This is a genomic window from Georgenia faecalis (assembly GCF_003710105.1).
GTDB lineage: Bacteria > Actinomycetota > Actinomycetes > Actinomycetales > Actinomycetaceae > Georgenia_A > Georgenia_A faecalis.
Genome location: NZ_CP033325.1, coordinates 1,853,598 through 1,878,823 on the forward strand (window position 1 = coordinate 1,853,598; position 25,226 = coordinate 1,878,823).

Sequence of the window (25,226 nt, forward strand, 5' to 3'; positions counted from 1 at the left end):
CCCATGCCGCGCCAGGAGATGATCAGTAGCGCAGGATGCTCTCGAGCGGGTACCCCGTGATCTTCGAGCGGCCCTCGAGCGCGACCAGCTCGATGAGCATCGCCAGCCCGGCGACCGTTCCGCCGGACCGCTCGATGAGGTCGATCGCGGCGGCCGCGGTACCACCCGTCGCGAGCACGTCGTCGATGATGAGGACCCGCGAGCCCTCGGCCACGGTCTCCGAGCGCAGCTCCAGGCGCGCGGTGCCGTACTCGAGGGAGTAGTCGACGCCGAGGACCGGGCCGGGGAGCCGGCCGGCCTTGCGCACCGTGATCATGCCGACGCCCAGCGCGTGGGCGAGCGGCGCGGCGAGGATGAACCCGCGGGACTCGAGCCCGGCGACGGCGTCGATGGTGCCGCGGTAACGCTCCGCCAGGCCGTCGACGAGCGCCGCGAAGGCGGGGCCGTCGGCGAGCAGCGGGGTGATGTCGCGGAACAGCACGCCCGGCTCGGGGAAGTCGGGGACCTCGCGGACGTGGCTGCGCAGCAGCTCGGCGAGCTCGTCAGGGGTCATCGGCGCGTCTTCTTCCGTCGTGGTTGGGCCGCCCGGCCCTGGTGCCGCCCGGGCACCACGGCCTCCTCCGCGGCGTCGGGCTCGGCGGTGGCCGTACTCGCCGCCGACGCGGTGCGCGCCGACGTGCCGCGGCCGGTGCGGGCGCCGGTCCCGGCGCCGTCGCCCCGGGCCGCCCGCGCCGCCCGGCGCTCGAGCACCGCCGCGGTGTGGGCGCGCGTGCGTGCGTCGCGCTCCTGCAGCGCCGCCTGCAGCGGCGCCGCGACGAAGACCGACGACAGGGTGGAGACGATCATGCCGACGAAGAGCGCGAGAGCGATGTCGCGCAGCGTCCCCGCCCCGAGGAGCAGCGCCCCGACGAAGAGGATCGAGCCCACGGGGAGGATCGAGGTGAGCGAGGTGTTGATGGAGCGCACCAGCGTCTGGTTGACCGCGAGGTTCGCCGCCTCGGAGTAGGTGCGGTCGTCCTGCTCGTCGAGGCCCTGCGTGTTCTCCCGGATCTTGTCGAACACGACGACGGTGTCGTAGAGGGAGTAGCCGAGGATCGTCAGCAGGCCGATGACGGTCGCCGGGGTGACCTCCCACCCGACGAGGGCGTAGACACCGACGGTGAGGACGAGGTCGTTGAGCAGCGCGACCATCGCGGAGGCGGCCATCCGCCAGCTGCGGAAGTACAGCGACAGGACCGCGGAGACGAGCAGCAGGAAGATGACGAGTCCCTGGACGGCCTGCCGGGTGATGTCCTGGCCCCACGTGGGGCCGACGAAGCTCGAGGTGACGTCCTCGACCGGCACGTCGTAGGCCTCGGCCAACCCCTCGCGGACCGCGGTGGTCTCCTCGGCGGTGAGCTCCTGGGTCTGCACCCGCACCGACTCGGCGCCGACGGTGGTGACCCTGGCGGCCTCCCCCTCGCCGACGGTGTCGACGACCTCACGCGCCGGCTCGACCTCGAGCCTCGACGTGCCCGTGACCGTGAACTGCGACCCGCCGCGGAACTCGATGCCGGCGTTGAGGCCCTTGACCGCGACGAGCAGGACCGAGACGAGGACCAGCACGGCAGCGGCGAGCAGCCACGTCCGGTAGCGCTGGACGATCGGGAAGGACCGGCGACCGGTGTGCAGGTCGTTGCCGAGCGTGGACAGGCGGGACATCAGCGCTCCTCCCCCGTGCTCGTGCTGACCGGCTCGTCGCTCGTGCGGTCCGGCTCCGCCGCGCGGGCGGCGGCCTCGCGCTCGGCCGCGCGCCGCTCGGCGATCGTCATCCGGCTCGCCCCGGCGGGCGAGGGGGCCTCGGCCGTCCGGCGCGGCCGCGGCGCGCGCGGCGCCGGGGGCGGTGGGGCGCTCACGGCGCCGAGGCTCTCGGGGTTGAGGCCGGACAGGCGGTGCCCGCCGCCGAAGAACCGGGTGCGGATGGCGAGCTCCATGACGGGGTGGGTGAAGAAGAAGACGACGAGGAGGTCGATGGCCGTGGTGAGCCCGAGGGTGAAGGCGAACCCGCGCACGCCGCCGACGGCCAGGAAGTACAGGACCACCGCGGCGAGCAGGGTGACGAAGTCGGAGATGACGATGGTCCGCCGGGCGCGGGCCCATCCCTCGCGCGTGGCGGAGACCAGGTCCCGCCCCTCACGGATCTCGTCGCGCATGCGCTCGAAGTACAGGATGAAGGAGTCCGCCGTGATACCCACCGCGACGATGAGCCCCGCGACGCCGGCGAGGGAGAGCCGGTAGCCCTGCAGCCAGGACAGCAGCACGATGACGCCGTAGGTGAGGATCGCCGCGAGGACCAGGCTGGCCACCGCGATGACCGAGAGCCCGCGGTACTGCCACAGGAGGTACGCCGCGACGAGGACGAGGCCGACGACGCCCGCGATGAGGCCGTTGCGCAGGTGCTCGGTCCCCAGGGTGGCGGAGATCTGCTCCTCGCTCTGCACCTCGAAGTTGAGCGGGAGCGAGCCGAAGTTCAGCTGGTTGGCCAGGGCCGCCGCGCTCTCCCGGTCGAAGTTCCCGGTGATCTGCGCCTTTCCGTCGGGGATGACGCTCATCGTCGGCGCGGAGATGACGAGGCCGTCGAGGACGATGCCGAGCTGGTTCTGCGGCGCGGGCAGGGAGACGAGCCGCTGGCTGGACTCGCGGAAGAGGCGGGTGCCCTCGCCGTTGAACTCGAGGTTGACCGCCCAGGCGCCGGTCGTGGCGCCCGTGGAGGTGGTCTGCAGGCCGGAGCTCGCGGACGCGATGTCGGTGCCCTCGACGTCGGCGGGGCCGAGCGCGTACTTCACCTGGCCGTCGGAGCCGCAGGACACGACGGGGTCCGCCGGGTTGCGGACATCGCCGCCGACGAGGTTGTCCGGGTCCGTGCAGTCGAGGGTGTACAGCTCGTACACCAGCTGCTCGGTCATCCACGCGGTGTCGCTGTTGCTCGTCGGCTCGGTGACGGGCTCCGTGGACAGCTCGCCGTCACCGTCGGTGTCGGCCGCGGTGCGCGCGGCGGCCTCGATCTCCTCGGGTGCGGCCGGGGCGCCGTCGGTGGGCGCGGGCGTCGGCGCGGCGGGGTCCTCCGCGACCATCGCCGCGGGGTCCATGGGCGTGGGGGCGACCACCGCGAGCACGGGACGGAAGCGCAGCTGTGCCGACTGGCGCACGAGCTCCAGCGTCTCCGGGCTGGGGGTGCCGGGCAGGCCGACGACGATGTTCGCCTGTCCCTGGCGGGTGATCTCCGCCTCCGCCACACCGGAGGCGTCGACACGCTGGCGGATGATCTCGATCGCCTGGTCGATGTCCTCGTCGGTGATCTCCGCCTCCCCACCCTCGGCGCCCTCGTCCAGCTTCGGGGTGAGGATCAGCTGCGTCCCGCCCTCGAGGTCGAGGGCGAGCTTGGGCGTGAAAGAGGCGTTCCCCGGCGCGACCTGGGTGCCGACGGCCACCGCACCGAAGATCGCCACCACGAGGATGAAGAGGATGACGAGCGTGCGGACGGGGCGCGGCTGGGCAGGCGGCCTGACGGACTTGTCGGCCAACGGTGTCTTCTCTCTGGCGGCGGTGGTCGGGACGGGTCAGCTCGCGGGCGTGCGCGGCCCGTCCTCGTCCCGGCGGCCGTCGGCGGGCGGGTCGAGGAGCGAGGAGGCGTCGTCGGGGACGACGGGCGTCGGGCCGGCGGGCGTCACCGGGCCGACGGTGGCGGTGCCGACGGCGGCGACCGTGCTGCCCGAGGCCGGGGCGGCGGTGGCGGGGTCCTCGAGCACGTCGTCGTCGGCAAGGACGTCGGCGTCCTCGTCCTCGACGACGGCGAACGGCGGGTCCGCGAGCATCGCGATGGCGGAGCGCTTCCACATCGTCTCCACGCCGGGCGTGGACTCGAGGGTGATGACGTCGCCGTCGATGTCGACGATGCGCCCGTAGAAGCCGGAGTGGGTCATGACGTTCTGGCCAGCCTCGAGGCTCGACCGGAACTCGTTGGCGGCGGCCTGCTGCTTACGCTGGCCGCGGGTCATGAGCCACATCATCCCGATGAACAGGACGATGATGATGATGAACTCCACGGCGGACACAACCCCTCGACGACGACTGAGACCGCTTGAGTCTAGGTGACACCGAGGGGTGGGGGGAACGTCACGTCCAGAGGGCGCCGTCGTCCGGCCGCGCGAGCCCGAGGTGGTCGTACGCGGCCGCGGTGGCGACGCGCCCGCGCGGGGTGCGCGCCACGAGGCCCTCACGGACGAGGAACGGCTCCGCGACCGTCTCGACGGTCTCGGGTTCCTCCCCCACCGCCACGGCCAGCGTCGTCAGGCCCACCGGCCCGCCGCCGAACCGCTCGCACAGCGCGCGCAGGACCGCGCGGTCCAGGCGGTCGAGCCCGAGGCCGTCCACCTCGAAGACCCGCAGCGCCCCGTGGGTGGCCTCGAGGTCGAGCGCGCCGGTGCCGCGCACCTGCGCCCAGTCCTGGACCCGGCGCAGCAGCCGGTTGGCGATCCGGGGCGTCCCGCGGGAGCGGGAGGCGAGCTCCCGCGCGGCCTCCGGGTCCAGCGGCGCGCCGAGCAGTCGGGCGCTGCGGTGGAGCACCTGCTCGAGCTCGGCCGGGGAGTAGAACTCCAGGTGCCCGGTGAAGCCGAAGCGGTCGCGCAGCGGGGCGGGCAGCAGCCCGGCGCGGGTGGTCGCGCCCACCACGGTGAAGCGCGGCAGCGTCAGCGGGATCGCGGTGGCCCCCGGGCCCTTGCCGACGACGACGTCGACCCGGAAGTCCTCCATGGCGAGGTAGAGCATCTCCTCCGCCGGCCGGGCCAGGCGGTGGATCTCGTCGATGAAGAGGACGTCGCGCTCCTGGACCGAGGAGAGGATCGCGGCGAGGTCCCCCGCGTGCTGGATGGCCGGCCCGGAGGTGAGCCGCAGCGCCCCCTCCGCCTCGTTCGCGATGATCATCGCGAGGGTGGTCTTGCCGAGGCCGGGCGGGCCCGACAGGAGCACGTGGTCCGGGGCGGTGCCGCGGGCCCGGGCCGCGTCGAGGACGAGGGAGAGCTGCTCGCGGACGACCTCCTGACCGACGAAGTCCTCGAGGCGCCGCGGGCGCAGCGCCGCCTCCGCGGCCCGCTCGACCTCGTCGGCGCCGGCGGTGAGGACCTCGTCCTCAGCCACGGCCCGGTCCCCCGAGGCGCTGGAGCGCCGCGCGCAGCACGGCGGACACCTCCGCCGGGGCGTCCTCGACCTCGAGCACGGCGGCGACGGTGTCCGTCGCCACCTTCTGCGACCAGCCGAGCGAGACGAGCGCGTCGACGACGTCGGGCATCTCCGCACCGGGCTCGACCACGGGGGCGGCGGCCGTCGCGCCCAGCGGCGGGCCGAGCTTGTCGGCGAGCTCGAGGACGATGCGCTGGGCGCCCTTCTTCCCGATTCCGGGCACGCGCTGGAGGGCGGCGAGGTCCTCGCCGGCCACGGCGCGGCGCAGCCCGTCGGGGGTGTGCACGGCGAGCATGGCGAGCGCGAGGCGGGGCCCGACGCCCGAGACGCCCTGGAGGGTCTCGAACACGTCGCGCTCGTCGTCGTCGGCGAAGCCGAACAGCGTGAGGGAGTCCTCGCGGACGACGAGGGAGGTCGCCAGCCGTGCCTGCCGGCCCGGAGCGAGGGCGGCGAGGGTGGCCGGCGTGGCGTGGACGAGCATGCCGACCCCGCCCACGCGGACAACGGCCCGGTCGAGGCCGAGGCCCTCCACCTCACCGGTGACTGACGCGATCATGACCCTCCGCTCGGCTCGCCCTGTGCGAACGCCTGTACGACCAACCTACCGTCTGGGGGCGACAGCACCGGCGCGGCGCGCGTCGCGCTCGGCCTGCGCCCACAGGCGCTGGGCCGGCGTGAGGCCCTCCCCCACGGCGCGCGGGAGGGTGTCGGCCCCGCCGTACCCCGCGCGCACGGCGCTCCCCGCGCCACCCCCGCGCCAGGCATGGCAGATGGCCAGCGCCAGGGCGTCGGCCGCGTCCGCCGGCCGGGGCGCGACCGCGAGGCCGAGGATCCGCATGACCATGTGCTGGACCTGCGCCTTGTCGGCGCGGCCGTTCCCGGTGACCGCGGCCTTCACCTCGCTCGGCGTGTGGAGGGCGAGCGGCAGGCCGGCCCGGGCGGCGGCGAGCATGGCCACCCCGGCCACCTGCGACGTCCCGGTGATGCTCCGGACGTTCGCCTGGGCGAAGACCCGCTCGACGGCGACGACGTCGGGCCGGTGGCGGGCAAGCCACTCGTCCAGGCCCTCGGCAACGGCGAGGAGACGCAGGTGGGGCGCCTGGTCGGGCGGGGTCCGCACCACGCCCACCTCGACGAGCTGGACGCCGCGGCCGGCGCTCGCCTCGATGACACCGAGGCCGCACCGCGTCAGGCCGGGGTCGACTCCGAGGACACGCACGGCCCCACTGTCGCAGGCCCCGCGCCGGGCGTGGGCCTGCGACACACCGGGCGCCCGCTCACTCCTCGTCGAGCGCCGCCATGACCTCGTCGGAGGCGTCGAAGTTCGCGAAGACGTTCTGGACGTCGTCGCAGTCGTCGAGGGCGTCGATGAGGCGCAGGACCTTGCGGGCGCCGTCGACGTCCACCTCCACCTCCATCGAGGGGACGAACTGCGCCTCGGCGGAGTCGTAGTCCAGGCCCGCGTCCTGCAGGGCGGTGCGGACGGCGACGACGTCGGTCGCCTCGGAGAGGACCTCGAAGCTGTCGCCCAGGTCGTTGACCTCCTCGGCGCCGGCATCGAGGACGGCGGCGAGGACGTCGTCCTCGGTGAGGCCGTCGCTCTTCGGCACGGTGACCACGCCGCGGCGGTTGAAGAGGTAGCTCACGGAGCCCGGGTCGGCGAGGTTGCCGCCGTTGCGGGTGAAGGCGACGCGCACGTCGGACGCGGCGCGGTTGCGGTTGTCGGTGAGGCACTCGACGAGCACGGCGACGCCGCCGGGGGCGTAGCCCTCGTACATGATGGTCTGGTAGTCGGCGCCGCCGGCCTCGGCGCCGGAGCCGCGCTTGACCGCCCGGTCGATGTTGTCCGCGGGGACCGAGGACTTCTTCGCCTTCTGGACGGCGTCGTAGAGCGTCGGGTTGCCCGCGAGGTCACCGCCGCCGGTGCGCGCCGCGACCTCGATGTTCTTGATGAGCCGCGCGAAGAGCTTGCCCCGCTTGGCGTCGATCGCGGCCTTCTTGTGCTTGGTGGTTGCCCACTTGGAGTGGCCCGACATGTGCGCTCCTCGCTTCGGTAGTACCGGGGCAGGCCCGGACCCGCCGGAGACCCACGCCTACGCGGCCCCGCGGACGATGTCGATGAAGTGCGCGTGCACGCGCACGTCCCCACCGATCTCGGGGTGGAAAGCGGTCGCCAGCAGGACGTCCTGCCGAACCGCCACAATCCTACCGGCGGCGGGTCCCGATCCCACACGCGCGAGCACCGCGACGTCCGGGCCGGCCTCCTCGACCCAGGGCGCGCGGATGTACACGGCCCTCAGCGGTGCGTCCCCGGCGGCGAGGCCGGGGGCCGCCAGGTCCTCCTCGAAGGAGTCGACCTGGCGCCCGAACGCGTTGCGCCGGACCGTCATGTCGATGCCGCCGACGGTGCGCTGGTCGGTGGCCTCGAGGGTCCGCTGGCCGGTGGCGTCGAGGGTCCGCTGGTCGGTGGCGTCGACGGTCCGCTCGTCGGTGGCGTCGACGGTCCGCTCGTCGGTGGCGTCGAGGACGCGGTCCGCGAGGAGGATCATCCCCGCGCACGAGCCGTAGACCGGCAGGCCCTGGCGGATGAGCGCCCGCAGCGGCGCGGCGAGGTCGAACGCGCGCAGCAGCTTGTCCATGGTCGTCGACTCCCCGCCGGGGAGGACGAGCCCGTCGACGGCGCCGAGCTCGGAGCGGCGCCGGACGGTGACACCGCGGGCGCCGCCGGCCTCGAGTGCGGCCAGGTGCTCGCCGACGTCGCCCTGGAGCGCGAGGACGCCGATGGTGGGTCGGGAGGTCACGCGCGCCAACCTAACGCCGATTCGCTCGAGCGCTCGGGCGTGCTCAGCCCTCATCCGCTCCCCCCCACCCCCATTTACTCGAGCGCTCGGGGGTGCTCAGCCCTCATCTGCTCGACCAAATCTGGTGAACGGTGCGCGCGGGGGCCGAGATGAGTTCTCCACAGCGGCTCGTCCGGCCCGGCCGTCCACCGCGACGAGCCACGCACCGACGCCGCGCACAGCCCCGCCACAAGCCTTAGGACATGACCTCGACGGTGTCGGTGGACCCGGCGGAGGCGCTGCGACGGCGGGCAGTCGCCGGTGTGTTCACGCGCGTGATGGCTGTGGAGTGCGGCTTCACGCGGGACGCCGTGCGGTGGCGGATCGCGACCGGACGCTGGGTGCGGGTGGCGGGCGACGGCTACGCGCCGGCAGAGATCGCCGACGACGACCGCTCGTACGGGGCGACCCTACGCCGCGCCGTCGCCGCGACCCTGACGTGGCCCGATGCAGTCATCGCCTACCGCACGGCGGCCGCGATCTCCCGCCTCCCCGTCGCACCGTGCGACCACACGCACGTGATCCTGCCGTCGCGTCGCGCCAGCCGTGCGGGTCTGCGGGTCCACCTGGTGCCGCCCCCGTTCGGCCGTGACCTCACGCGGTTCGACGGCTTCCGGACCACCACGCGCTCCGGCACCATCGTCGACTGCCTGTCGCTCCTGCCGCGTCGCGAGGCCGAGAGCCTCCTGGCGTGGGTCCGCAGCCGCGAGCTCATCACCGTCCGGGCCCTCCAGCAGGCGTGCACCGAGCGCCACGGCCGCTGGGGCATCACCCAGCTCCGTGAGCTCACCGCCATGGCGGCCCGTGGAGCGCTGAGCACCGGGGAGCTCCGCCTCCACGAGGTGCTGAGCGCCGGCGGGCTCACCGGGTGGGAGCCGGACCAGCCGATCGTCGTCGGCGGCCGGATTATCGCGCGTGCTGACGTGCTGTTCCGCGACGCCCGCGTCATCGTCGAGCTCGACGGCCGAGCGTTCCACGCGGACTTCCAGGGCGACCGCCGTCGGATGAACGCACTCGTCCTCGCCGGCTACACCGTGCTCCGGTTCACCTGGGCTGACCTCACGGACAGGCCGACAACAGTCGTCGCCCAGGTAAGGGCAGCGCTCCGCCGGGTGGCGCCGACCGGCCGATGACCCGGCCGTCGGCGCGCCACTGCCGGACTTGCTCGAGCCCACGGGCGTGCAGCACGCCCGATCGCTCGACTAAGTCGGGAGGAGCGGGCCGGGAGGAGAGGGCCGGGGCGGGCCGGGACGGGGCTTCTGGGAGTCCGGGAGGCGAAGAGCTCAGACGTCGTGCTCCTCGAGGTGCGGGGTCCGGCCGTCCCACCCGACGAGCAGCCGGCGGAGCCTCTCGGGCAGCGACCGCGGGTAGACGACGGCGCCCGCGGCGACCGCCGCGTCGAGGTCGTCCAGGTGCCACCAGCGCATCTCGTCGAGCACGTCGCGCTCGAGCGCGGTCCAGCCGGCGTCGTCGAGGTGCGTCACCTCGGCGCGGGCGAGGAAGAACTCCTCGTCCTGGCGGCAGGTCACCCGCGCGAAGTCGAAGATGGCGCTGCGGGACAGGACCGGGCCGACCAGCTCCGCGGGGTCGATGACGAGGCCGGTCTCCTCCCTGAGCTCGCGCACGGCCCCCGCGCGCGCACTCTCCCCCGGCTCGAGCCCGCCGCCGACCGTGAACCACCAGGACCGGCTGGTCTCCCCCGCGTCGTGCCCGCGCACCAGCAGGACCCGGTCCTCGCGGTCGAGCACGATGACCCGTGCGGCGCGGCGGAACGGCACGCCGTCAGGACCCGGAACCCACTCCGGGCCCAGGCCGTACGCGTCGGCCTCACCGGCGCCCGGCGCGGCGTCGGCCTCACCGGCGCCCGGGGCGTCCTCCAGGCGCGCATCGTCCGGTGTCACATTGGCCTCGCTCACGCCGACGAGCCGTCCGGTCCCGCCGACGAGCCGTCCGGTCCGGCCGGCGAGCCGTTCGGTCGCGACGGCGTCCGTGCCCGGCATCCGCGAGTCACCAACCGCGCTCGGCCAACCGGTGCGGCACCGGGATCTCGTCGACGTTGATGCCGACCATGGCCTCGCCGAGCCCGCGGGAGACGTCGGCGATGACGTCGGGGTCGTCGTGGAACGTCGTTGCCTTGACGATGGCGGCGGCGCGCTGGGCCGGGTTCCCGGCCTTGAAGATGCCGGAGCCGACGAAGACGCCCTCGGCGCCGAGCTGCATCATCATCGCGGCGTCGGCGGGCGTCGCGATCCCGCCGGCGGTGAAGAGGACGACCGGGAGCTTCCCCGCGCGCGCAACTTCGGCCACGAGCTCGTACGGCGCCTGGAGGTCCTTCGCGGCGAGGTACAGCTCGTCCTCGGCGAGCGTCGTGAGGCGGCGGATCTCGGCGCGGATCGTGCGCATGTGGGTTGTCGCGTTGGAGACGTCGCCGGTGCCGGCCTCGCCCTTGGAGCGGATCATCGCCGCGCCCTCGGTGATGCGCCGCAGCGCCTCGCCGAGGTTCGTGGCGCCGCACACGAAGGGGACGGTGAATCGCCACTTGTCGATGTGGTGGGCGTAGTCCGCGGGCGTGAGGACCTCGGACTCGTCGATGTAGTCGACGCCGAGGCTCTGGAGCACCTGCGCCTCGACGAAGTGCCCGATGCGCGCCTTCGCCATGACCGGGATCGAGACCGACGCGATGATGCTGTCGATCATGTCCGGGTCGCTCATCCGGGACACGCCGCCCTGGGCCCGGATGTCGGCCGGGACGCGCTCGAGGGCCATGACGGCGACGGCGCCCGCGTCCTCGGCGATCTTCGCCTGCTCGGCGGTGACGACGTCCATGATGACGCCGCCCTTGAGCATCTCCGCCATCCCGCGCTTGACCCGCGCGGTGCCGTGCTGGGGTGCGGACGTGCTCGGGCCGGGGTCGCTGACGGGCTGCTCTGACACGAAAGACCTCGCTGGTCGGCTCGACGGTGGGCGGGGCCACTGTAACCACGCCTCCCCGGGGGCGACACCAGCGTTCACCCCGCACGGCGGCGCGGCGGACCAGGGTTCGCCCCGGCACCGGCCGCCGTCGCCGAGCGGCCCGTCAGCCGCGCCCGACGGCGCGACCCGTCAGCCACGCCCGACGGCGCGGCCCGTCAGCCGCGCCCGACGGCGCGACCCGTCAGCCGCGCCCGACGGCGCCGCCCGTCAGCCGCGCTCGACGGAGCGGCCCGTCAGCCGCGCTCAGCGGCGACGGCGGTCGATCACGCTCAGCGCCGACGCTCCGGGGCCACGCTCACCGGCCGCGGACCGCGGCGGCGCCGAGGAACTCCTGACGGTCGGCCGTGATCCGCTGGAGCAGCGCCCGCTCGTCCTCGGCCAGGCGAACCCCCGCCCGCCCGCTCGCCGCCTGCTGCCGCGCGAACGCCAGGCGAGTGGCGGAGCGCTGGAAGGACCTCATCGCCGAGCCGGCCGTGCCCCCCAGGGTCTTCGCCCAGCTCTGCGCCTGCCGCCGGGCGGAGAACGACGTGAGCATGCTCAGCTCCCCCGGCGTGAACCAGCCGGCCCGGCCGTACTCCGCGAGCCGGGCGGTGAGGACCTTGCGCTCCTGGCGGCGCAGCCAGAGCACGAGGAGCACCACACCGATGAACAGCGGCACCTGGAAGACGATGTAGAGCGGGAGGAAGTTCTCGGTGCTGGCGCTCCCGTTCCACCACGCGTGCAGCGCGACGGCGACGACCCAGCCCACCGGGAAGGCCACGATCCATGCCCCGCGCCACCGTGACCGCGCCGCCAGGCCGAGGGCCACCCCGATCGCGGCGGTGAAGAGGACGTGCGCGAACGGTGACATCACGCCGCGCATCGCGAACACCGCCGGCAGGAAGTCGAGCGACCGGCCGAAGTAGAGGATGTTCTCGACGAACGCGAACCCGGCGGCGACCGTGGCGGCGTAGACGATGCCGTCGACCGGGCCGTCGAAGTAGCGGCGCCGCGTCCACAGCAGGACGAGGACGCCCAGGCCCTTCGCGGTCTCCTCGACGAGCGGGGCGACGACGACGGCGGCCGTGGTCTCCGCCGCCGTCACGTCCCCGGTGTTCGCGTACAGCGCCATCGCGGCGGCGGTGTTGATGATGAGGGAGACGAGGGTGGACACACCCGCCCCCCAGAGGAGGGCGAAGAGCAGGGCGAACCTCGGTTCGGGCTCCCACCGGTCCACCCAGCGGATCCCGAGGAGGACGCCGACCAGCGGGATCAGTGCGACCGCCGAACCGACGAGGGCACCGTCGATGCCGGTGGTCTGGGCGATGGTGCCGACGGAGACCAGGGTGATGATCCCGAGGACGACGAGGACGATGGCGCCGCCGACGGACCAGCTCCGGCGGTTGCGCGGAGCGGCCCACAGCGGCGTCGCAGGGACGGGCGGTCCGGACGTGCCCCACGGCGCGGTGGGCCGCACCTCGGTGTACGTCGGTGCGGCGTAGCCGTACTGGGAGGGCGCGTAGGGCTCAGGGGACCGGCCAGGTCCGAGTGACGACATGCGCGCCAGACTAGAGGGTCGGGGACGCGCCCGGTTCCCCGTTCCGGCGGGTCCTGCGGCCCCGGTGCGCGGCCCGGTCAAGCGCCGACGGCGCCCGGCGCGCGCCACCCCGTCAAGCGCCGACGGCGCCCGACCCGCGCCCCGGTCAGGCCCCGGTGCGCCAGGCGGACGGCGGCACGTCGTCCATGTCGAAGGCGGCCGGCATCGGGGCGTGGCCGGCGAGGCGGAGCGTGCGCACGAGCGGCCGCGACCTCATCCGTCGCACCTCGGCGACGTGGGCGTTGTGGAAGCGTCGGGCGATCTCGAGGCGGTACCACGCGTGCTCCAGCCGCCCGAGGGCGTCCCCGGCGGCCGGGTGGTCGGCGAGGTCGGTGATGTCCTCGTGGCCGGCGAGCACCGCTCTCAGCGTGCGGGAGAGCTCGCTCTCGACGAGGGCCCGGTCGACGTCGGGCACCGTCGGGGCGTCGTCGTCCGGGGTCCCCTCGAGGCCGTCGTGGACGACGCCGGCCGGGGCGCTGGACGCGGCGCGGCGGGCGACGTCGGCGACGAGGATGGACTCGACGGGGTCGAGCGCGCCGGACGTGGCGAGCTCGAGGGCCGCCGAGGCGCGCTGGGCGAGCTGCGCCTCCAGCGTCGCGCGCGAGCGGAGCACCTTGCGGTGCAGGCGGTCCACCCGGGACGCCTGGATCCACAGGATCCAGCCGACGACGACGGCGGCGAGGAGCGCGACGAGCGCCCAGCCCTCCCCGCTCATCGCCGGCCCCCGGCGGTGGTCTCGTCGATGGCCGCGCGCAGTCGGCCGATCATCGTGCGCGAGCGCGGGTCCTCCTGGACGCGCACGGGCGCGGTCGCGGTGACCATCTCGTACACGGCGAGCACCTGCCCGGCGACGACGGACCAGTCGTAGCGCCGCGCGCCGGCCACCCCGGCGCGCCGGACGGCGTCGGACGCCGACCGGTCGCCGAGCACGCCGAGGAGGGTGGCGCCGAGCGCCGCCGGGTCCCCCACCGGGAAGAGCGTGCCCAGGTCGCCGTTGCCGAGGACCGCCCGGAACGCGGGGATGTCGCTGGCGACGACGTGCGCGCCGGCGCTCATCGCCTCGACGAGGACGATCCCGAAGCTCTCCCCGCCGGTCTGCGGGGCGACGTAGAGGTCGACGGAGGCGAGGAGCGACTCCTTCTCGGCGTCGCTCACCGGGCCGAGGAAGGTGACGGCGTCGCCGTAGCGCTCGACGGCGGCCCGGTGCTCGGCCACGTCGCCGCGCCCGGCGACGAGGAAGCGCGCGCCGGGGATGGCCGCGAGGACGGTGGGGACGGCGTCGAGGAAGATCTGCAGGCCCTTGCGGGGCTCGTCAAGGCGTCCGAGGAACGCGATCGTCGGCCGCTCCGGCGTCCCCTCCCACGCGGGTGCCTTGGGGGCGTCGACGAAGCGCTGCGTGTACACGCCGTTGGGCACGACCACGGCGTCCCCGCCCAGGTGCTCGACGACGGTGCGTCGCGCTTCCTCGGACACGGCGATACGCCCGCTGATCTTCTCCAGGAGCGGCCCCACGAGCGGGGAGGCGACCTGGAGGGCGCGGGAGCGGTCCATCGCCGTGTGGAAGGTGCCGACGATGGGCCCGTCCGCGATCCACAGCGCGAGCATCGACAGGCTCGGGGTGATGGGCTCGTGGAGGTGCAGGACGTCGAAGTCGCCCTCGGCGAGCCAGCGGCGGGCGCGGGCCGCCGTCACAGGGCCGAAGTTGAGCCGGGCGACGGAGCCGTTGTAGGGCACCGCCACGGTCCGTCCCGCGCTGACGACGTAGTCGGGGACGGGCGTGGTCTCCTCGGCGGGCGCGAGGACGCTCACCTCGTGGCCCCGGCGCAGGAGCTCCTCGGCGAGGTCGCGGACGTGGAACTGCACCCCCCCGGGGACGTCGAAGGAGTAGGGGCAGACGAGGCCGACGCGCATCAGGCCACCCCCGCCCGGGCCAGCCGCTCGGGGTCGAGGTCGGCGACGAAGACCTTCTGAAGCATGTGCCAGTCCTCAGGGTGCTCGGTGATGTACTCGCCGACGATGTCGACCCAGGCTTGCGTCATGAGGCGGATGGCCTCGTCCTTGGAGGCGCCCGCCGGTCGGGCGATCTCGTCGCTGAACACGACGCGGATGCCCCACCGGCTGCCCGCCGCCTTCCGACGGGCGCCGTGCAGGCGCTCGTAGAAGATGCTCGCGGCGTACAGCGGCCGCCCGGTGGCGACCGCGAGGGCGGCGGGGCCGGCGGCGATGCGCGCGGGGTGGCCGACGAGGTCGACCTCGACCCCGCCGCGGGACAGGTCGCGGTCCGCGAGCAGCGGGATGACCGCCGCCTCGCTGCGGGCGCGGCGCAGGAGCTCGCGGAACGTGGATCCGTCCTTCTCGAGCGGGATGATGGTCATCCCCAGGCCCTCGCGGAAGGTGAGGAACTCGGTGAAGAGCTCCTCGGGCTGCAGCCGCTCGGCGACGGTGACGACGTGACCGAGGTAGTGCTCCGCCCACGCCCCGGCGAGGTCCCAGTTGCCGCTGTGGGTGAGGGCGACGATGACGGACCCGCCATCCGCCAGGTGGGCGCGCAGCGGCTCGGTCCCCTCGGCGCGGACCCGTTGGCCGCGCTGGGCGATGTCGACCGCGGGCAGGCGGATCGCCTCGTCGTAGTAGCGCATGTACGAGCGCATGGCCACCCGGGACAGGCGCCGTAGCTCGCCCGCGGAGGCGGCCGGACGCACCCGCGCGAGGTTCGCCTCGAGCTGGCGCACCCCGGTGGTCCGGCTCGCCCAGGCGACGTCGGCGGCGAGGGTGAAGGCGGCGCGCGTCACCGGGACGGGCAGCCGGTGCGCGAGGTGGGCGATGCGGACGAGGGTGGCGCCGTCGATCCTCATGCGCCCGCGCCCGTCCGCGTGCCGGCCGCGGCGCCGGGGCGGGACTGGCGGTAGACCGCCGCCATCCGCTGGCCGACGGTCCACAGGCTGGCGAGGGCGAGGAGGCCGAGCGCGACGGTGAGCACCCACGCCGGCAGGCCTAGCCCGACGGCGAGGACCGCCGCGAGGACGACGAAGAGCCGGTCGGCGCGCTCGGCGATGCCGCCGGTGGCGCTCATGCCGAGCGACTCCGCCCGGGCGCGGGCGTAGGGGACGAGCGATCCGAGCACGAGGCAGGCGAGGGCGAGCGCGACGGTGACGTCGTCGTCCGCCCGGACCGCCCAGAGGACGAGCCCGGCGAAGATCGCCGCGTCCGAGACGCGGTCGAGGGTGGAGTCGAGGAACGCTCCCCAGGGCGTGGAGCGGCCCGTGAGCCGGGCCATCTGCCCGTCGATGCTGTCCGCGAGGACGAGGACGGCGATGACAAGCGGCGCGACGACGAAGTGGCCCGCCGGCAGCAGCCACAGGGCCACCGCGGTGACGGCGACGGTCCCGGTGACCGTGACGGCGTCGGGGCTCACCCCCGCGCGGACGAGGAGGCGCGCGACGGGACCGAAGACGGCGGTGGCGAAGCCCCGGCCGCTGGTGCTCAGCACGGGGCCTCCCCCGCGCCCCACGCCGCGGCGAGCAGCTCGCGTGTGCGCCCGAGAACCTCGGGCAGCGCCTTGGTGCGGGCGATGATAGGAAGGAAGTTCGCGTCGCCGCCCCACCGGGGGACGACGTGCTGGTGGAGGTGGGCGGCGATGCCCGCCCCGGCGACGGCGCCCTGGTTCATCCCGAGGTTGAACCCGTCCGGGCCGCTCACCGCGCGGATGACGCGCATGGCCTGGGCCGTGAGGTCCCCGACCTCGGTGCGCTCGGCGTCGGTGAGCTCGGTCCAGTCGGCCACGTGCCGGTAGGGGCACACGAGCAGGTGCCCGGGGTTGTACGGGTAGAGGTTGAGCACGACGAACGCCGTCCGGCCACGGTGGACGACGAGGCCCGCCTCGTCCTCGCCCTGCGGGGTGCGGCAGAACGGGCACTGCTCCGCGGACGGGTCCTCGGGCTTGTTCTCGCCGCCGACGTAGACCATGCGGTGAGGGGTCCACAGGCGCTCGAACTCGTCGGGGACCCCCGGGTGCCCGGCCGCCGGCTCGGGGACGGGCGCGGCCTCGTCCACCCCTACACCTGCTCCCGGGAGGCGATGGCGGCAAGGATGATCTCGATCGCCTCGCTCACGGGCACGCCGTTGCGCTGCTCGCCGTCGCGGTACCGGAAGGAGACGGCGCCGGCCTCGGCGTCCTCCCCGCCGGCGATGAGGACGAACGGCACCTTCTCCTTGGTGGCGTTGCGGATCTTCTTGTTGAACCGGTCGTCGCTGTCGTCGAGCTCGGCCCGCACGCCGCGTGCCCGGAGCTGGGCGACGACGTCGGCGAGGTAGTCGTTGAACGGCTCGGCGACGGGCACGGCGAGCACCTGGACGGGCGCGAGCCACGCGGGGAACGCGCCGGCGTAGTGCTCGAGGAGCACGGCGAAGAACCGCTCGATCGACCCGAACAGGGCGCGGTGGATCATCACCGGCCGCTGGCGGGAACCGTCGGGGGCGGTGTACTCGAGGTCGAAGAGCTCGGGGAGGTTGAGGTCGAGCTGGACCGTGGACATCTGCCAGGTCCGCCCGATGGCGTCCTTGGCCTGCACGGAGATCTTCGGGCCGTAGAACGCGGCGCCGCCCGGGTCCGCGACCAGCTCGAGGCCGGACTCCACGGCGACCGCGCGCAGCGTCTCGGTGGCCTCCTCCCACAGCTCGTCGCTGCCGACGAACTTCTCGGGGTTCTTCGTGGAGAGCTCGAGGTAGAAGTCGTTGAGCCCGTAGTCGCGCAGGAGGTCGAGGACGAAGGTGAGCGCGGCGCCGATCTCCGACCTCATCTGCTCGCGGGAGGCGAAGATGTGGGCGTCGTCCTGGGTGAAGCCCCGGGCGCGGGTGAGGCCGTGGATGACGCCGGACTTCTCGTACCGGTAGACCGTCCCGAACTCGAACATCCGCAGCGGGAGCTCCCGGTAGGAGCGCCCCCGCGAGCGGTAGACGAGGATGTGCATCGGGCAGTTCATCGGCTTGAGGTAGTAGTCCTGGCCGGCCCGGCGGACGTTGCCCTCCTCGTCGATCTCCTCGTCGAGGTGCATCGGGGGGTACATGCCGTCGGCGTACCAGTCGAGGTGCCCGGAGGTCTCGAACAGCCGCGCCTTGGTGATGTGCGGGGTGTTGACGAAGGAGTAGCCGGCCTCGATGTGCTTGCGCCGGGAGTACTCCTCCATCTCGTTGCGGATGATCCCGCCCTTGGGGTGGAAGACCGCGAGGCCGGAGCCGATCTCGTCGGGGAAGGAGAACAGGTCCAGCTCGGTACCGAGGCGGCGGTGGTCGCGCCGCTCGGCCTCGGCCAGGCGCTCGAGGTGGGCGCGCAGCTCGTCCTTGGTGGGCCACGCGGTGCCGTAGATGCGCTGGAGCTGGGGGTTCTTCTCGCTGCCGCGCCAGTAGGCGGCGGCCGAGCGCATGAGCTGGAAGCCGTTGGCGATGAGGCGGGTGCTGGGCAGGTGCGGCCCGCGGCACAGGTCCTTCCACACGACCTCGCCGCCGCGGCGGACGTTGTCGTAAATCGTGAGCTCGCCCGCGCCCACCTCGACGCCGGCCCCCTCGGCGGCCGCGTCGGCGCCGCCGCCCTTGAGGCCGATGAGCTCGAGCTTGTAGGGCTCGGCGGCCAGCTCGGCGCGGGCCTCGTCGTCGGTGACGACGCGGCGGACGAACGTCTGGCCCTCCTTGACGATGCGCTGCATCGCCTTCTCCAGCGCCTTGAGGTCCTCCGGCGTGAAGGGGGTCTCGACGTCGAAGTCGTAGTAGAAGCCGTCGGTGATCGGCGGGCCGATGCCGAGCTTGGCGTCGGGGTTGACCTGCTGGACCGCCTGGGCGAGGACGTGCGCGGTGGAGTGGCGCAGGATCGCCAGCCCGTCGGGGCTGCCGATGGTCACGGACTCCACGGTCGCGCCGGCGGGGAGCGCGCCCAGGTCGGTGGCGAGGTCCCGCAGCTCGCCGTCGACGCGCAGCGCGACGACGTCACGGCGGTCGGCGAAGAGCTCGGTGCCCGTCGTTCCGGCGTCGACTCTCTGGTCGACGCCGTCAATGACGTAGTGCTCGGGCACAGGGGACTCCTTCGGTGGACGACGGTTGCGATCGTACCGACGTTCGCCGGCCCGCCGCCCCGACGACGCGGCCGGGCAGCCTCAGCGACGTGCGGCGTCGCGGATGGTCGAGGCGACACGCCCGGCACCGAAGCAGCGCACGGTGAGGCCGGCCCCGGTCACCGAGGTGATGTCGATGATCTTCGTCACCACCCCGAAGCGGACCTCCACCCCGGTGATGTCGCGCAGCGGCACGTGCCGGTCGGTGGCGGGGTGCAGACGACGGTTGACGTCGTTCGGCGAGAAGAAGACGCCGTCCGTGGTGACGGTGACGTAACCGCCGACCCACAGACCCTGGTGGCGCCGCCGGAACCGCTCAAGGGTCCGCTCGGTTGCCGCGGTGGCGATGCGCGTCTGCCACCGGGACCCGCGCAGGCCGAGAGGGGTCCGGGAGAGGACGATCTCGTCGAGGTCCGGCACCGGGGTATCGATGAGCGCGTTCGCCGCCTGCTGGAGCAGCACTGTCGACACCGGTGGTCCCGTCGCTGGAGGTACGGCCGCGGAGACGACGACGGCCCGGTCTGCCGAAGCAGCCGGGCCGTCCGCGGTGGTGGGCGATACTGGGTTCGAACCAGTGACCTCCTCGGTGTGAACGAGGCGCTCTACCACTGAGCCAATCGCCCGCGGTGACCGATGTTAGCGCACCGGAAGGGGTGGCTGCGAACCGCCGTCAGGGGTCGAGGTCGTCGGCGCGGCGCTGGGTGAACAGCTCGGCGACCGCCGTCGTCAGCGGCCCCGGGGGCAGCTCCCGGTCGTCGACGGCGGCCACCGCCACCACGCCCCGCAGGCTCGAGGTGATGGCCAGGTGCCCCGCCCGGTGGACGACGTCGAGCGGCAGGGTCTGCTCGGCGACGGCGATGCCGGCCTCCCGGGCCCACTCGAGGACGAGGTCGCGGGTGACGCCGCCGAGGCAGCCCGAGGCCAGCGGCGGGGTGAGCAGGACGCCGTCGTCCTCGACGAAGACGTTGGAGGAGGAGCCCTCGCACAGCTCACCGCGGGTGTTGGCGAGCAGCGCCTCCGCGCCCCCGCGCTCCCGGGCGTACGCGAGGGCGAGGACGTTCTCGGCGTATGAGGTCGCCTTGATCCCGACGAGCGGCGAACGCTCGTTGCGCACCCAGGGGACGACGACGAGGCGCACCGGCGCGGACCCGGCGGGGGGCGCGGCGGCGGCGGTGACGAGGAGCGTGGGCTCCCCCGCGCCTCGGGCGGACCCCATCGGACCCGGCCCGGCGGTCCACGTGATCCGCAGCCGCCCGTCGACCGGGCCCAGCGCGGCGGCGAGGTCGGCGACGGCGTCCCGCACGCGGTCCGGGTCGGGTGCGGGCAGCCCCATGCCGGTCGCCGAGCGCACCAGGCGGTCGACGTGGCGGGTGAGCGCGAACGGCGTGCCGCCCACGAGGGCGCACGTCTCGAACACCCCGTCGCCCACGGTGATCCCCCGGTCCAGCGCGGACACGACCGGTGTGTCGGCGTCCAGGACCGCGCCGTCGTGCCAGAGCAGCGTCGTCATGGCGCGAGCCTGCCACGGGTGGGCGGGTGGCCGCCTGCCGCTCTCACGCCGCCTTTCGCTCCCCGACCCTGCCCGCTCCCCCCTCCCCCCTGGTGATCATGCAGAAACGCTGGACGCCACCCCTGCCCGCACCCTCCCCCGTCGTGATCATGCAGAAACGCTGGGCGCCGCTCCGGCGTCGGGGTCGGTACCGCTGGACGCGAGCGCGAGGAGGCGGGCGGCCTTGAGCTCGGTCTCGGCCCACTCCTCCTCGGGGTCGCTGCCCCAGGTGATGCCGGCGCCGGTGCCGAACCGGAGCGTCCCGGGCGCCGCAGCGTCGGCGGGCGGCTCCCACCAGAAGGTGCGGATGCCGACGGCGAGCTCGGCCTGGCCGCTGTCGGCGTCGATCCAGCCGACGGCGCCGCAGTACGGCCCGCGGGCGACGGGCTCGAGCTCCGCGATGAGGCGCAGGGCGCTGGACTTGGGCGCCCCGGAGACGGACCCCGGGGGGTGCGCGGCGGCGAGGAGCCCCGCCCACCGCCGGGCCGGGTCGTCCTCGGTGAGCCGGCCCCGCACGCGGGAGACGAGGTGGACCAGACCCGGGTGGGCCTCGGTGCGCAGCAGGTCGACGACCTCGACGCTGCCCGGCGCGCACACACGCTGGAGGTCGTTGCGGACGAGGTCGGTGATCATGACGTTCTCGGCCCGGTCCTTGGGGCGCAGGAGGTCGGCGGTGGGCGCGGTGCCCTTGATCGGACCCGACTCGACGTAGCCGTCGGCGACCCCGAGCGAGAGCTCCGGCGAGGCGCTGACCACCCACACCGGCGGATGACCGGAACCCGCCGGCACGTGCACCATCCCGCCGTAGGGCGCGGGGTTGCCGACCGCGAGCCGTGCGGCCAGCGCGGCAGCGTCCGGCTCGGCGTCGGCGCGGCCCAGCGGGGCCGAGAGCACGCGGCAGATGTTCGCCTGGTAGACGTCGCCCTCGCGGATCGCCTCGCGGGTGCGGCGGACCGCATCGGTGTAGCGGCGCCGGTCCATGGAGGTGCGCCAGGAACCGGGGTCAGGGCCGGACCACGGCGCGCCGGGGTGGTCGGGCGGCTCGAGGGCATCGGGCGCGCTGCGCTCGACGTCCGCGAACCGCCAGGCCCGCGCGGGTCCGTCGAAGTCGGCGACGACGGCCCACCACCCGCCGTCGCGCAGGACCTCGGGCGTCGCCCGCAGGTCGGCGCACTGGACCGCCCCACGCGCCCGGACCCCACGGAACTGGGCGACGGCGTCGTCGGCGCGGTGGTGGGTCACGACAGCACGCTAGTCGCGCGGGGTGACCGCGCCGGGTCCGGTCCGCGGCAGCCGCCTCCCCGCACCGGTGGCGAGGCGCCCCCCCCCCGCATCGGCGGTGAGGTCTGCGGCGACGGTGCGCCACGGCACGGTGGTGTGGCCCGCGGCGCCCTGGCGGAGCAGGCTGTGCGGCGTGAGGCACCCGGCGCCGCGCTCCGCGGCGCGACGACGCGCACCACGGGAGGACGACCATGACGGCGCTGGACGACATCCCGCCCGGGCCGTACGTCGCCCTGGGCGACTCGATCTCGATCGACGACTACGCCGGCGGACCGGGCCGCGGGGGCGCCAGCCTGCTGGCCCGGAACCGCGACGGGGACTTCCCGGCGTGGGCGGGCGCGGATCTCGGGCCGCGCCCGTGGTCCGTGCTTGCCACCGATGGCGCGACGACGGACACGCTGCTCGACCGGCAGCTCCCCGCGCTCGCCCGGTTGGCCGATCCCCCGGCCGTGGTGACGGTGACCATCGGTGGCAACGACGTGCTCGGCAGCTACGGCAACACGGCCGCTGCGCTCCGGACGGTCCGCACGGTCGGGGAACGCCTCGACGACGCGCTGGGCCAGATCCGCGCGTCCACGCGCGCCGGTGCGCGGCTCGTCGTCGGCACGGTCTACGACCCCAGCGACGGCACGGGCGACGCCCCCGCCGTCGGGCTCCCGCCATGGCCCGACGTCGTCAGCGTCCTCGACGAGCTCAACACCACCCTGCGCGCCGCTGCCCGCCGGCACGGGGCCCTCATCGCCGACATCCACCAGCACTTCGGTGGCCACGGCCTCGCGGCAGGCAACCCGGCGTCCCCCGACCCCCGGCCGGACAACCGCGAGCTCTGGTACTGCCAGGTCATCGAGCCCAACGCCTGGGGCGCGCACGGCGTCCGCGCGGCGTTCTGGGAGGCGCTCGGCGGCCCCCTCCCCAGCGACTAGGGGCGGCCGAACGGTGGCCCGGCCGGCAAACGGCCGCGGACTCTACCGACGACGGCGCACCTCGGGCGGCATACGGACCGGCGCGTCGCCCGTCGGACACGTCACAGCGTCTTGGGCGGTAGCCAGTTGGACTCTTCGGCAAAACCTCCGCTAAAGTTCAGGACGCACCACCGAGAGCGCAAGCGATCGAGGTTGCACGCGGATGTGGCTCAGTTGGTAGAGCATCACCTTGCCAAGGTGAGGGTCGCGGGTTCGAGTCCCGTCATCCGCTCGGAAGCACCACCACCCGGTGGGCATCCAGTCTCAGGGTGGCGTGGCCGAGAGGCGAGGCAGCGGCCTGCAAAGCCGTATACACGGGTTCGAATCCCGTCGCCACCTCGGTTACACCACAGTTGAAGATGGGCGATTGGCGCAGCGGTAGCGCGCTTCCCTGACACGGAAGAGGTCACTGGTTCGATCCCAGTATCGCCCACCAGCATCACCGCAGGTCAGAAGGGCCGTCCGGAGGGATCCGGGCGGCCCTTCTGCTTGTCCCCAGGGCTCGTACCCCCACGTGTACCCCCACCGCGCTGGGAGAAGAGTTTGCGGCGAGTGGCGAAGTTTGCGGCGTGCGGGACTGCCTACGTGCGATGGCGATCCGACGCGGAGCTCAAAGAGGCGACGGAACGGGTGTCGCCGGCTCGACACACGCTCATGTTGACGACCGAGCACGTGTCTGGACTGCCGCCGTCGTGTCCGGATCCTCAGCAGCGGACGTAAGGGACCCTCGCGGTAGCTGTCCGGACGAGGGGTCGGCGCTTCTTCACCACCCTCTCCTAGCATGGTGACCGTGATTGCCCTGGCCCGGATGTGCCCCGGCGACGTCCCCGACCTGGTGGAGTTCCTCGCCAGAGCCGACCTCACCCTCAGTGGCTTGGACGACCCCGACGTACGCCTGTGGCTCCTGCGCGATAGCTCCGGGCAGGTCCACGGCAGCGCCGGCTATGAGCTGTCCAGCGACGAGCGCCACGCGCTCATTCGCAGCGTGGCCGTCGAAGAACACCTGCGAGGACACGGCACCGGGCTGGAGCTGGCGGGCTGGGCCCTGCAACACGCTGCCGCCGAAGGCGCCCGGCACGCCTGGTTGTTCAGCCGACGCTCCGGTCCCTTCTGGCAGCGACTTGGCTTCACTGCAGCCGACCGCGACGAACTGGCTGAGGTCCTCTCGAACACCCGTCAAGTCAGCCTCTTCCGCGAAAGCGGTCAGCTGCAGCGTGAGGTCGCCTGGGCACGTCCTCTTGACCACGACGCGTCGAGCTACTCCAGCGCAACAACGACCGAGGTTCGGTGACCGCGCCCACCTCGTCTATGCATCCGGTCATGGCGCGCTGAGTGCGTGGCCGCGCTCAAGCCGATCTACGTGTGCTGCGGTCCGGGGCGTGACGACGTTGCAGACGTCGTAGTGCTCAGCGTCGCGGCCGTCCGGCGGTAGGTCAGTGGCCGGGTGAAGTGGTGAGCCGTGATGTCCATTCGCTCCCGGAGGTAGAAGCGGGGGCGGCGTGCCGCTGTACGCCGGAGTCGAGCTCGACCGCGTCGCAGCCCAGTTCCCGTCCCCGTTCCGCCAAGGCGGCAAGCAGAGCTGCACCGTGACCGCGTGAACGCTCCGCGGCCGCCGTGGCCAGGTCGTCGACATAGAGCTTGCGGATCGCGCTCGTGCTGGCGATGACTCTCCAGCCGGCGACCGCCACGCGCCGGTCGCCTTCGAACGAGTCGCGGCCGCAACTCGCACCCCAACGGCGTAGGCAGCGTTCGCGGCGTGCGGGTCTGCCCATGCCCGAGGCCTCCGGGTGGGCCCAGCTCGAGGACGCCAGTCTGGTGTCGCGCGGCCCGCTCGTGATCGACGGTCGGCCACAGGAGTCCTCGACCTCATCAGAAGTCGGGGATGCGCGCGCGGGAGGTTCACGACCATGCTCATGGCGGCCACCGCCACGTCATCGGCAACGTGCCATCGGCGGCAGCGGCCACGGGATTCCGGGGTGACCGAACACGGAGTTCGCGGCTTGACGTGGAGCGGTGGCGGCCGAATGCCGGAGCCTATGCACGCTCGCGCGCTCAGTGCCGGCGGCCTCGCCCGCAGTGGTCAAGGCGCGCAAGACATTCTGCCTACATGGCGCGGTCCCTCCATGGATCTGAATCCCCATGCGAGACTCCCGCGGTGACGCAACACCTCGAACGCATGCTCCGACACGTGGTGCGTGACACGTTCGACGAAGACGTGGAAGCGGTCTGGCACACCGACGGCGCACGAAACGTTAGTCGAGTGACTCTCAGCGCGGAGCACGGGGCGGGACGGCGCACCGTAGAGATCTCAGCGTCGACCACCGGGCTGTTCCAGATTGACATCCGAGATCTCGACGTGGGCGCGATCCTCATTGAGGATGACGATGACAGCTACATGGAGTCGATCGTTCGTGAGCTCGCTCTCGTCGCTCGCGCGTACTTGTCTGGCGAGGGCCGAGTCCGCCAGCGGCGAGGAATGCTTCGCACACGGTCGGTCATGGCGATCACCGTCAACGGGAACGAATGGACCTTGGGGCGGAGCACGTGCTCCGTTCACTATCCACAAGATCCCTCGGCCCAGGGAACCCACCACTGAGCCGGAGCGACAGCGCTTCGAGCCCGCAAGCGATGGAGTAGCGGTCCTACCGGCGCAAGCGAAGAAGAACTCATCCGCGATCAACGGCGGCCAGAGATCCCCCGTGGTGACGGCGGATCACCGGCAGC

General features: G+C 73.5%; 26 protein-coding genes and 4 tRNA genes. 7 read left to right on the plus strand and 23 right to left on the minus strand.

What is annotated here, in order from left to right:
• Positions 1–22 precede the first annotated feature (22 nt).
• The 9 genes from EBO36_RS08055 to pdxT all read right to left on the minus strand — a co-directional run bounded on the left by EBO36_RS08055 (position 23) and on the right by pdxT (position 8,072).
• On the minus strand, positions 23–553 hold the full coding sequence (locus EBO36_RS08055; RefSeq protein ID WP_122824156.1) for an adenine phosphoribosyltransferase: 531 nt from the start codon (positions 551–553) through the stop codon (positions 23–25).
• On the minus strand, positions 550–1,701 hold the full coding sequence (gene secF, locus EBO36_RS08060; RefSeq protein WP_122824157.1) for a protein translocase subunit SecF: 1,152 nt from the start codon (positions 1,699–1,701) through the stop codon (positions 550–552). The genes EBO36_RS08055 and secF overlap by 4 nt, the downstream gene beginning before the upstream one ends.
• Positions 1,701–3,563, minus strand: a complete 1,863-nt coding sequence (gene secD / locus EBO36_RS08065) for a protein translocase subunit SecD (protein ID WP_241236951.1) — start codon at positions 3,561–3,563, stop codon at positions 1,701–1,703. Before secD ends, secF begins: the two co-directional genes overlap by 1 nt.
• A gap of 36 nt (positions 3,564–3,599) precedes the next feature.
• Positions 3,600–4,094, minus strand: coding sequence for a preprotein translocase subunit YajC (gene yajC, locus EBO36_RS08070; protein WP_122824158.1), 495 nt, complete (start codon positions 4,092–4,094; stop codon positions 3,600–3,602).
• A 61-nt stretch (positions 4,095–4,155) separates the two neighbouring features.
• The gene (gene ruvB, locus EBO36_RS08075) at positions 4,156–5,175 is read right to left on the minus strand and encodes a Holliday junction branch migration DNA helicase RuvB (protein ID WP_122824159.1); all 1,020 of its coding nucleotides are present in this window, start codon (positions 5,173–5,175) and stop codon (positions 4,156–4,158) included.
• Positions 5,168–5,773 (minus strand): Holliday junction branch migration protein RuvA, encoded by a 606-nt coding sequence (gene ruvA / locus EBO36_RS08080; RefSeq protein WP_122824160.1) that lies wholly within the window; start codon positions 5,771–5,773, stop codon positions 5,168–5,170. The genes ruvB and ruvA overlap by 8 nt, the downstream gene beginning before the upstream one ends.
• Before the next feature lie 45 nt (positions 5,774–5,818).
• Positions 5,819–6,436: a crossover junction endodeoxyribonuclease RuvC gene (ruvC, locus tag EBO36_RS08085; RefSeq protein ID WP_122825539.1), complete on the minus strand. Its 618-nt coding sequence runs from the start codon at positions 6,434–6,436 to the stop codon at positions 5,819–5,821.
• A 58-nt stretch (positions 6,437–6,494) separates the two neighbouring features.
• The gene (locus EBO36_RS08090) at positions 6,495–7,253 is read right to left on the minus strand and encodes a YebC/PmpR family DNA-binding transcriptional regulator (protein ID WP_122824161.1); all 759 of its coding nucleotides are present in this window, start codon (positions 7,251–7,253) and stop codon (positions 6,495–6,497) included.
• A 57-nt stretch (positions 7,254–7,310) separates the two neighbouring features.
• Positions 7,311–8,072, minus strand: a complete 762-nt coding sequence (pdxT, locus tag EBO36_RS08095) for a pyridoxal 5'-phosphate synthase glutaminase subunit PdxT (protein ID WP_122824162.1) — start codon at positions 8,070–8,072, stop codon at positions 7,311–7,313.
• Between the two features lie 188 nt (positions 8,073–8,260).
• On the opposite strand from pdxT, the gene EBO36_RS08100 reads away from it, so the two are divergent.
• Complete coding sequence (locus tag EBO36_RS08100; RefSeq protein ID WP_122824163.1) at positions 8,261–9,190, plus strand: endonuclease domain-containing protein; 930 nt, start codon at positions 8,261–8,263, stop codon at positions 9,188–9,190.
• A 150-nt stretch (positions 9,191–9,340) separates the two neighbouring features.
• On the opposite strand, the gene EBO36_RS08105 is transcribed toward EBO36_RS08100, so the two are convergent.
• The 13 genes from EBO36_RS08105 to EBO36_RS08165 form a co-directional block, all read right to left on the minus strand.
• Positions 9,341–10,057 carry an NUDIX hydrolase gene (locus tag EBO36_RS08105; RefSeq protein WP_122824164.1) on the minus strand — a complete coding sequence of 239 codons (717 nt, stop codon included), beginning with the start codon at positions 10,055–10,057 and terminating at the stop codon, positions 9,341–9,343.
• A gap of 7 nt (positions 10,058–10,064) precedes the next feature.
• The gene (gene pdxS / locus EBO36_RS08110; RefSeq protein ID WP_122824165.1) at positions 10,065–10,991 is read right to left on the minus strand and encodes a pyridoxal 5'-phosphate synthase lyase subunit PdxS; all 927 of its coding nucleotides are present in this window, start codon (positions 10,989–10,991) and stop codon (positions 10,065–10,067) included.
• 334 nt (positions 10,992–11,325) lie between these two features.
• The gene (locus EBO36_RS08115) at positions 11,326–12,567 is read right to left on the minus strand and encodes a PrsW family intramembrane metalloprotease (RefSeq protein WP_122824166.1); all 1,242 of its coding nucleotides are present in this window, start codon (positions 12,565–12,567) and stop codon (positions 11,326–11,328) included.
• Positions 12,568–12,712: 145 nt separating this feature from the next.
• Positions 12,713–13,321, minus strand: a complete 609-nt coding sequence (locus EBO36_RS08120) for a hypothetical protein (protein ID WP_122824167.1) — start codon at positions 13,319–13,321, stop codon at positions 12,713–12,715.
• Complete coding sequence (locus tag EBO36_RS08125) at positions 13,318–14,517, minus strand: glycosyltransferase family 4 protein (protein ID WP_122824168.1); 1,200 nt, start codon at positions 14,515–14,517, stop codon at positions 13,318–13,320. The genes EBO36_RS08120 and EBO36_RS08125 overlap by 4 nt, the downstream gene beginning before the upstream one ends.
• Positions 14,517–15,461, minus strand: a complete 945-nt coding sequence (locus EBO36_RS08130; RefSeq protein WP_122824169.1) for a phosphatidylinositol mannoside acyltransferase — start codon at positions 15,459–15,461, stop codon at positions 14,517–14,519. Before EBO36_RS08130 ends, EBO36_RS08125 begins: the two co-directional genes overlap by 1 nt.
• Positions 15,458–16,096: a phosphatidylinositol phosphate synthase gene (gene pgsA / locus EBO36_RS08135; RefSeq protein ID WP_122825540.1), complete on the minus strand. Its 639-nt coding sequence runs from the start codon at positions 16,094–16,096 to the stop codon at positions 15,458–15,460. The genes EBO36_RS08130 and pgsA overlap by 4 nt, the downstream gene beginning before the upstream one ends.
• On the minus strand, positions 16,090–16,659 hold the full coding sequence (locus EBO36_RS08140) for an HIT family protein (RefSeq protein ID WP_244925237.1): 570 nt from the start codon (positions 16,657–16,659) through the stop codon (positions 16,090–16,092). Before EBO36_RS08140 ends, pgsA begins: the two co-directional genes overlap by 7 nt.
• Positions 16,660–16,661: 2 nt before the next feature.
• Entirely contained in the window at positions 16,662–18,671 is a 2,010-nt protein-coding gene (gene thrS / locus EBO36_RS08145; RefSeq protein ID WP_122824170.1) for a threonine--tRNA ligase, read from the minus strand.
• 81 nt (positions 18,672–18,752) lie between these two features.
• Positions 18,753–19,181, minus strand: coding sequence for a hypothetical protein (locus EBO36_RS08150; RefSeq protein WP_164471406.1), 429 nt, complete (start codon positions 19,179–19,181; stop codon positions 18,753–18,755).
• Positions 19,182–19,258: 77 nt separating this feature from the next.
• Positions 19,259–19,333, minus strand: a tRNA-Val gene (locus tag EBO36_RS08155).
• Between the two features lie 47 nt (positions 19,334–19,380).
• Positions 19,381–20,220 carry an aminotransferase class IV gene (locus EBO36_RS08160; RefSeq protein WP_122824172.1) on the minus strand — a complete coding sequence of 280 codons (840 nt, stop codon included), beginning with the start codon at positions 20,218–20,220 and terminating at the stop codon, positions 19,381–19,383.
• A gap of 147 nt (positions 20,221–20,367) precedes the next feature.
• On the minus strand, positions 20,368–21,501 hold the full coding sequence (locus EBO36_RS08165) for a chorismate-binding protein (RefSeq protein WP_122824173.1): 1,134 nt from the start codon (positions 21,499–21,501) through the stop codon (positions 20,368–20,370).
• A gap of 230 nt (positions 21,502–21,731) precedes the next feature.
• Between EBO36_RS08165 and EBO36_RS08170 the strand changes: the two genes are divergently transcribed.
• From EBO36_RS08170 to EBO36_RS08190, 5 genes are all read left to right on the plus strand, one after another.
• Positions 21,732–22,463: an SGNH/GDSL hydrolase family protein gene (locus EBO36_RS08170; RefSeq protein WP_122824174.1), complete on the plus strand. Its 732-nt coding sequence runs from the start codon at positions 21,732–21,734 to the stop codon at positions 22,461–22,463.
• Between the two features lie 198 nt (positions 22,464–22,661).
• Positions 22,662–22,734 (plus strand) — tRNA-Gly (locus EBO36_RS08175).
• A 36-nt stretch (positions 22,735–22,770) separates the two neighbouring features.
• Positions 22,771–22,841 (plus strand) — tRNA-Cys (locus EBO36_RS08180).
• A 22-nt stretch (positions 22,842–22,863) separates the two neighbouring features.
• Positions 22,864–22,938: transfer RNA gene (locus tag EBO36_RS08185), tRNA-Val, on the plus strand.
• A 372-nt stretch (positions 22,939–23,310) separates the two neighbouring features.
• A complete protein-coding gene (locus EBO36_RS08190) occupies positions 23,311–23,793 on the plus strand; it encodes a GNAT family N-acetyltransferase (RefSeq protein WP_122825542.1) in 483 nt (160 codons plus the stop codon).
• A gap of 142 nt (positions 23,794–23,935) precedes the next feature.
• On the opposite strand, the gene EBO36_RS15985 is transcribed toward EBO36_RS08190, so the two are convergent.
• On the minus strand, positions 23,936–24,274 hold the full coding sequence (locus EBO36_RS15985) for a GNAT family N-acetyltransferase (protein WP_387967932.1): 339 nt from the start codon (positions 24,272–24,274) through the stop codon (positions 23,936–23,938).
• Between the two features lie 383 nt (positions 24,275–24,657).
• Here EBO36_RS15985 and EBO36_RS08200 point away from each other — a divergent pair, with 383 nt between their 5' ends.
• A complete protein-coding gene (locus EBO36_RS08200; protein WP_127572046.1) occupies positions 24,658–25,098 on the plus strand; it encodes a hypothetical protein in 441 nt (146 codons plus the stop codon).
• The last annotated feature ends 128 nt before the right edge of the window (positions 25,099–25,226 follow it).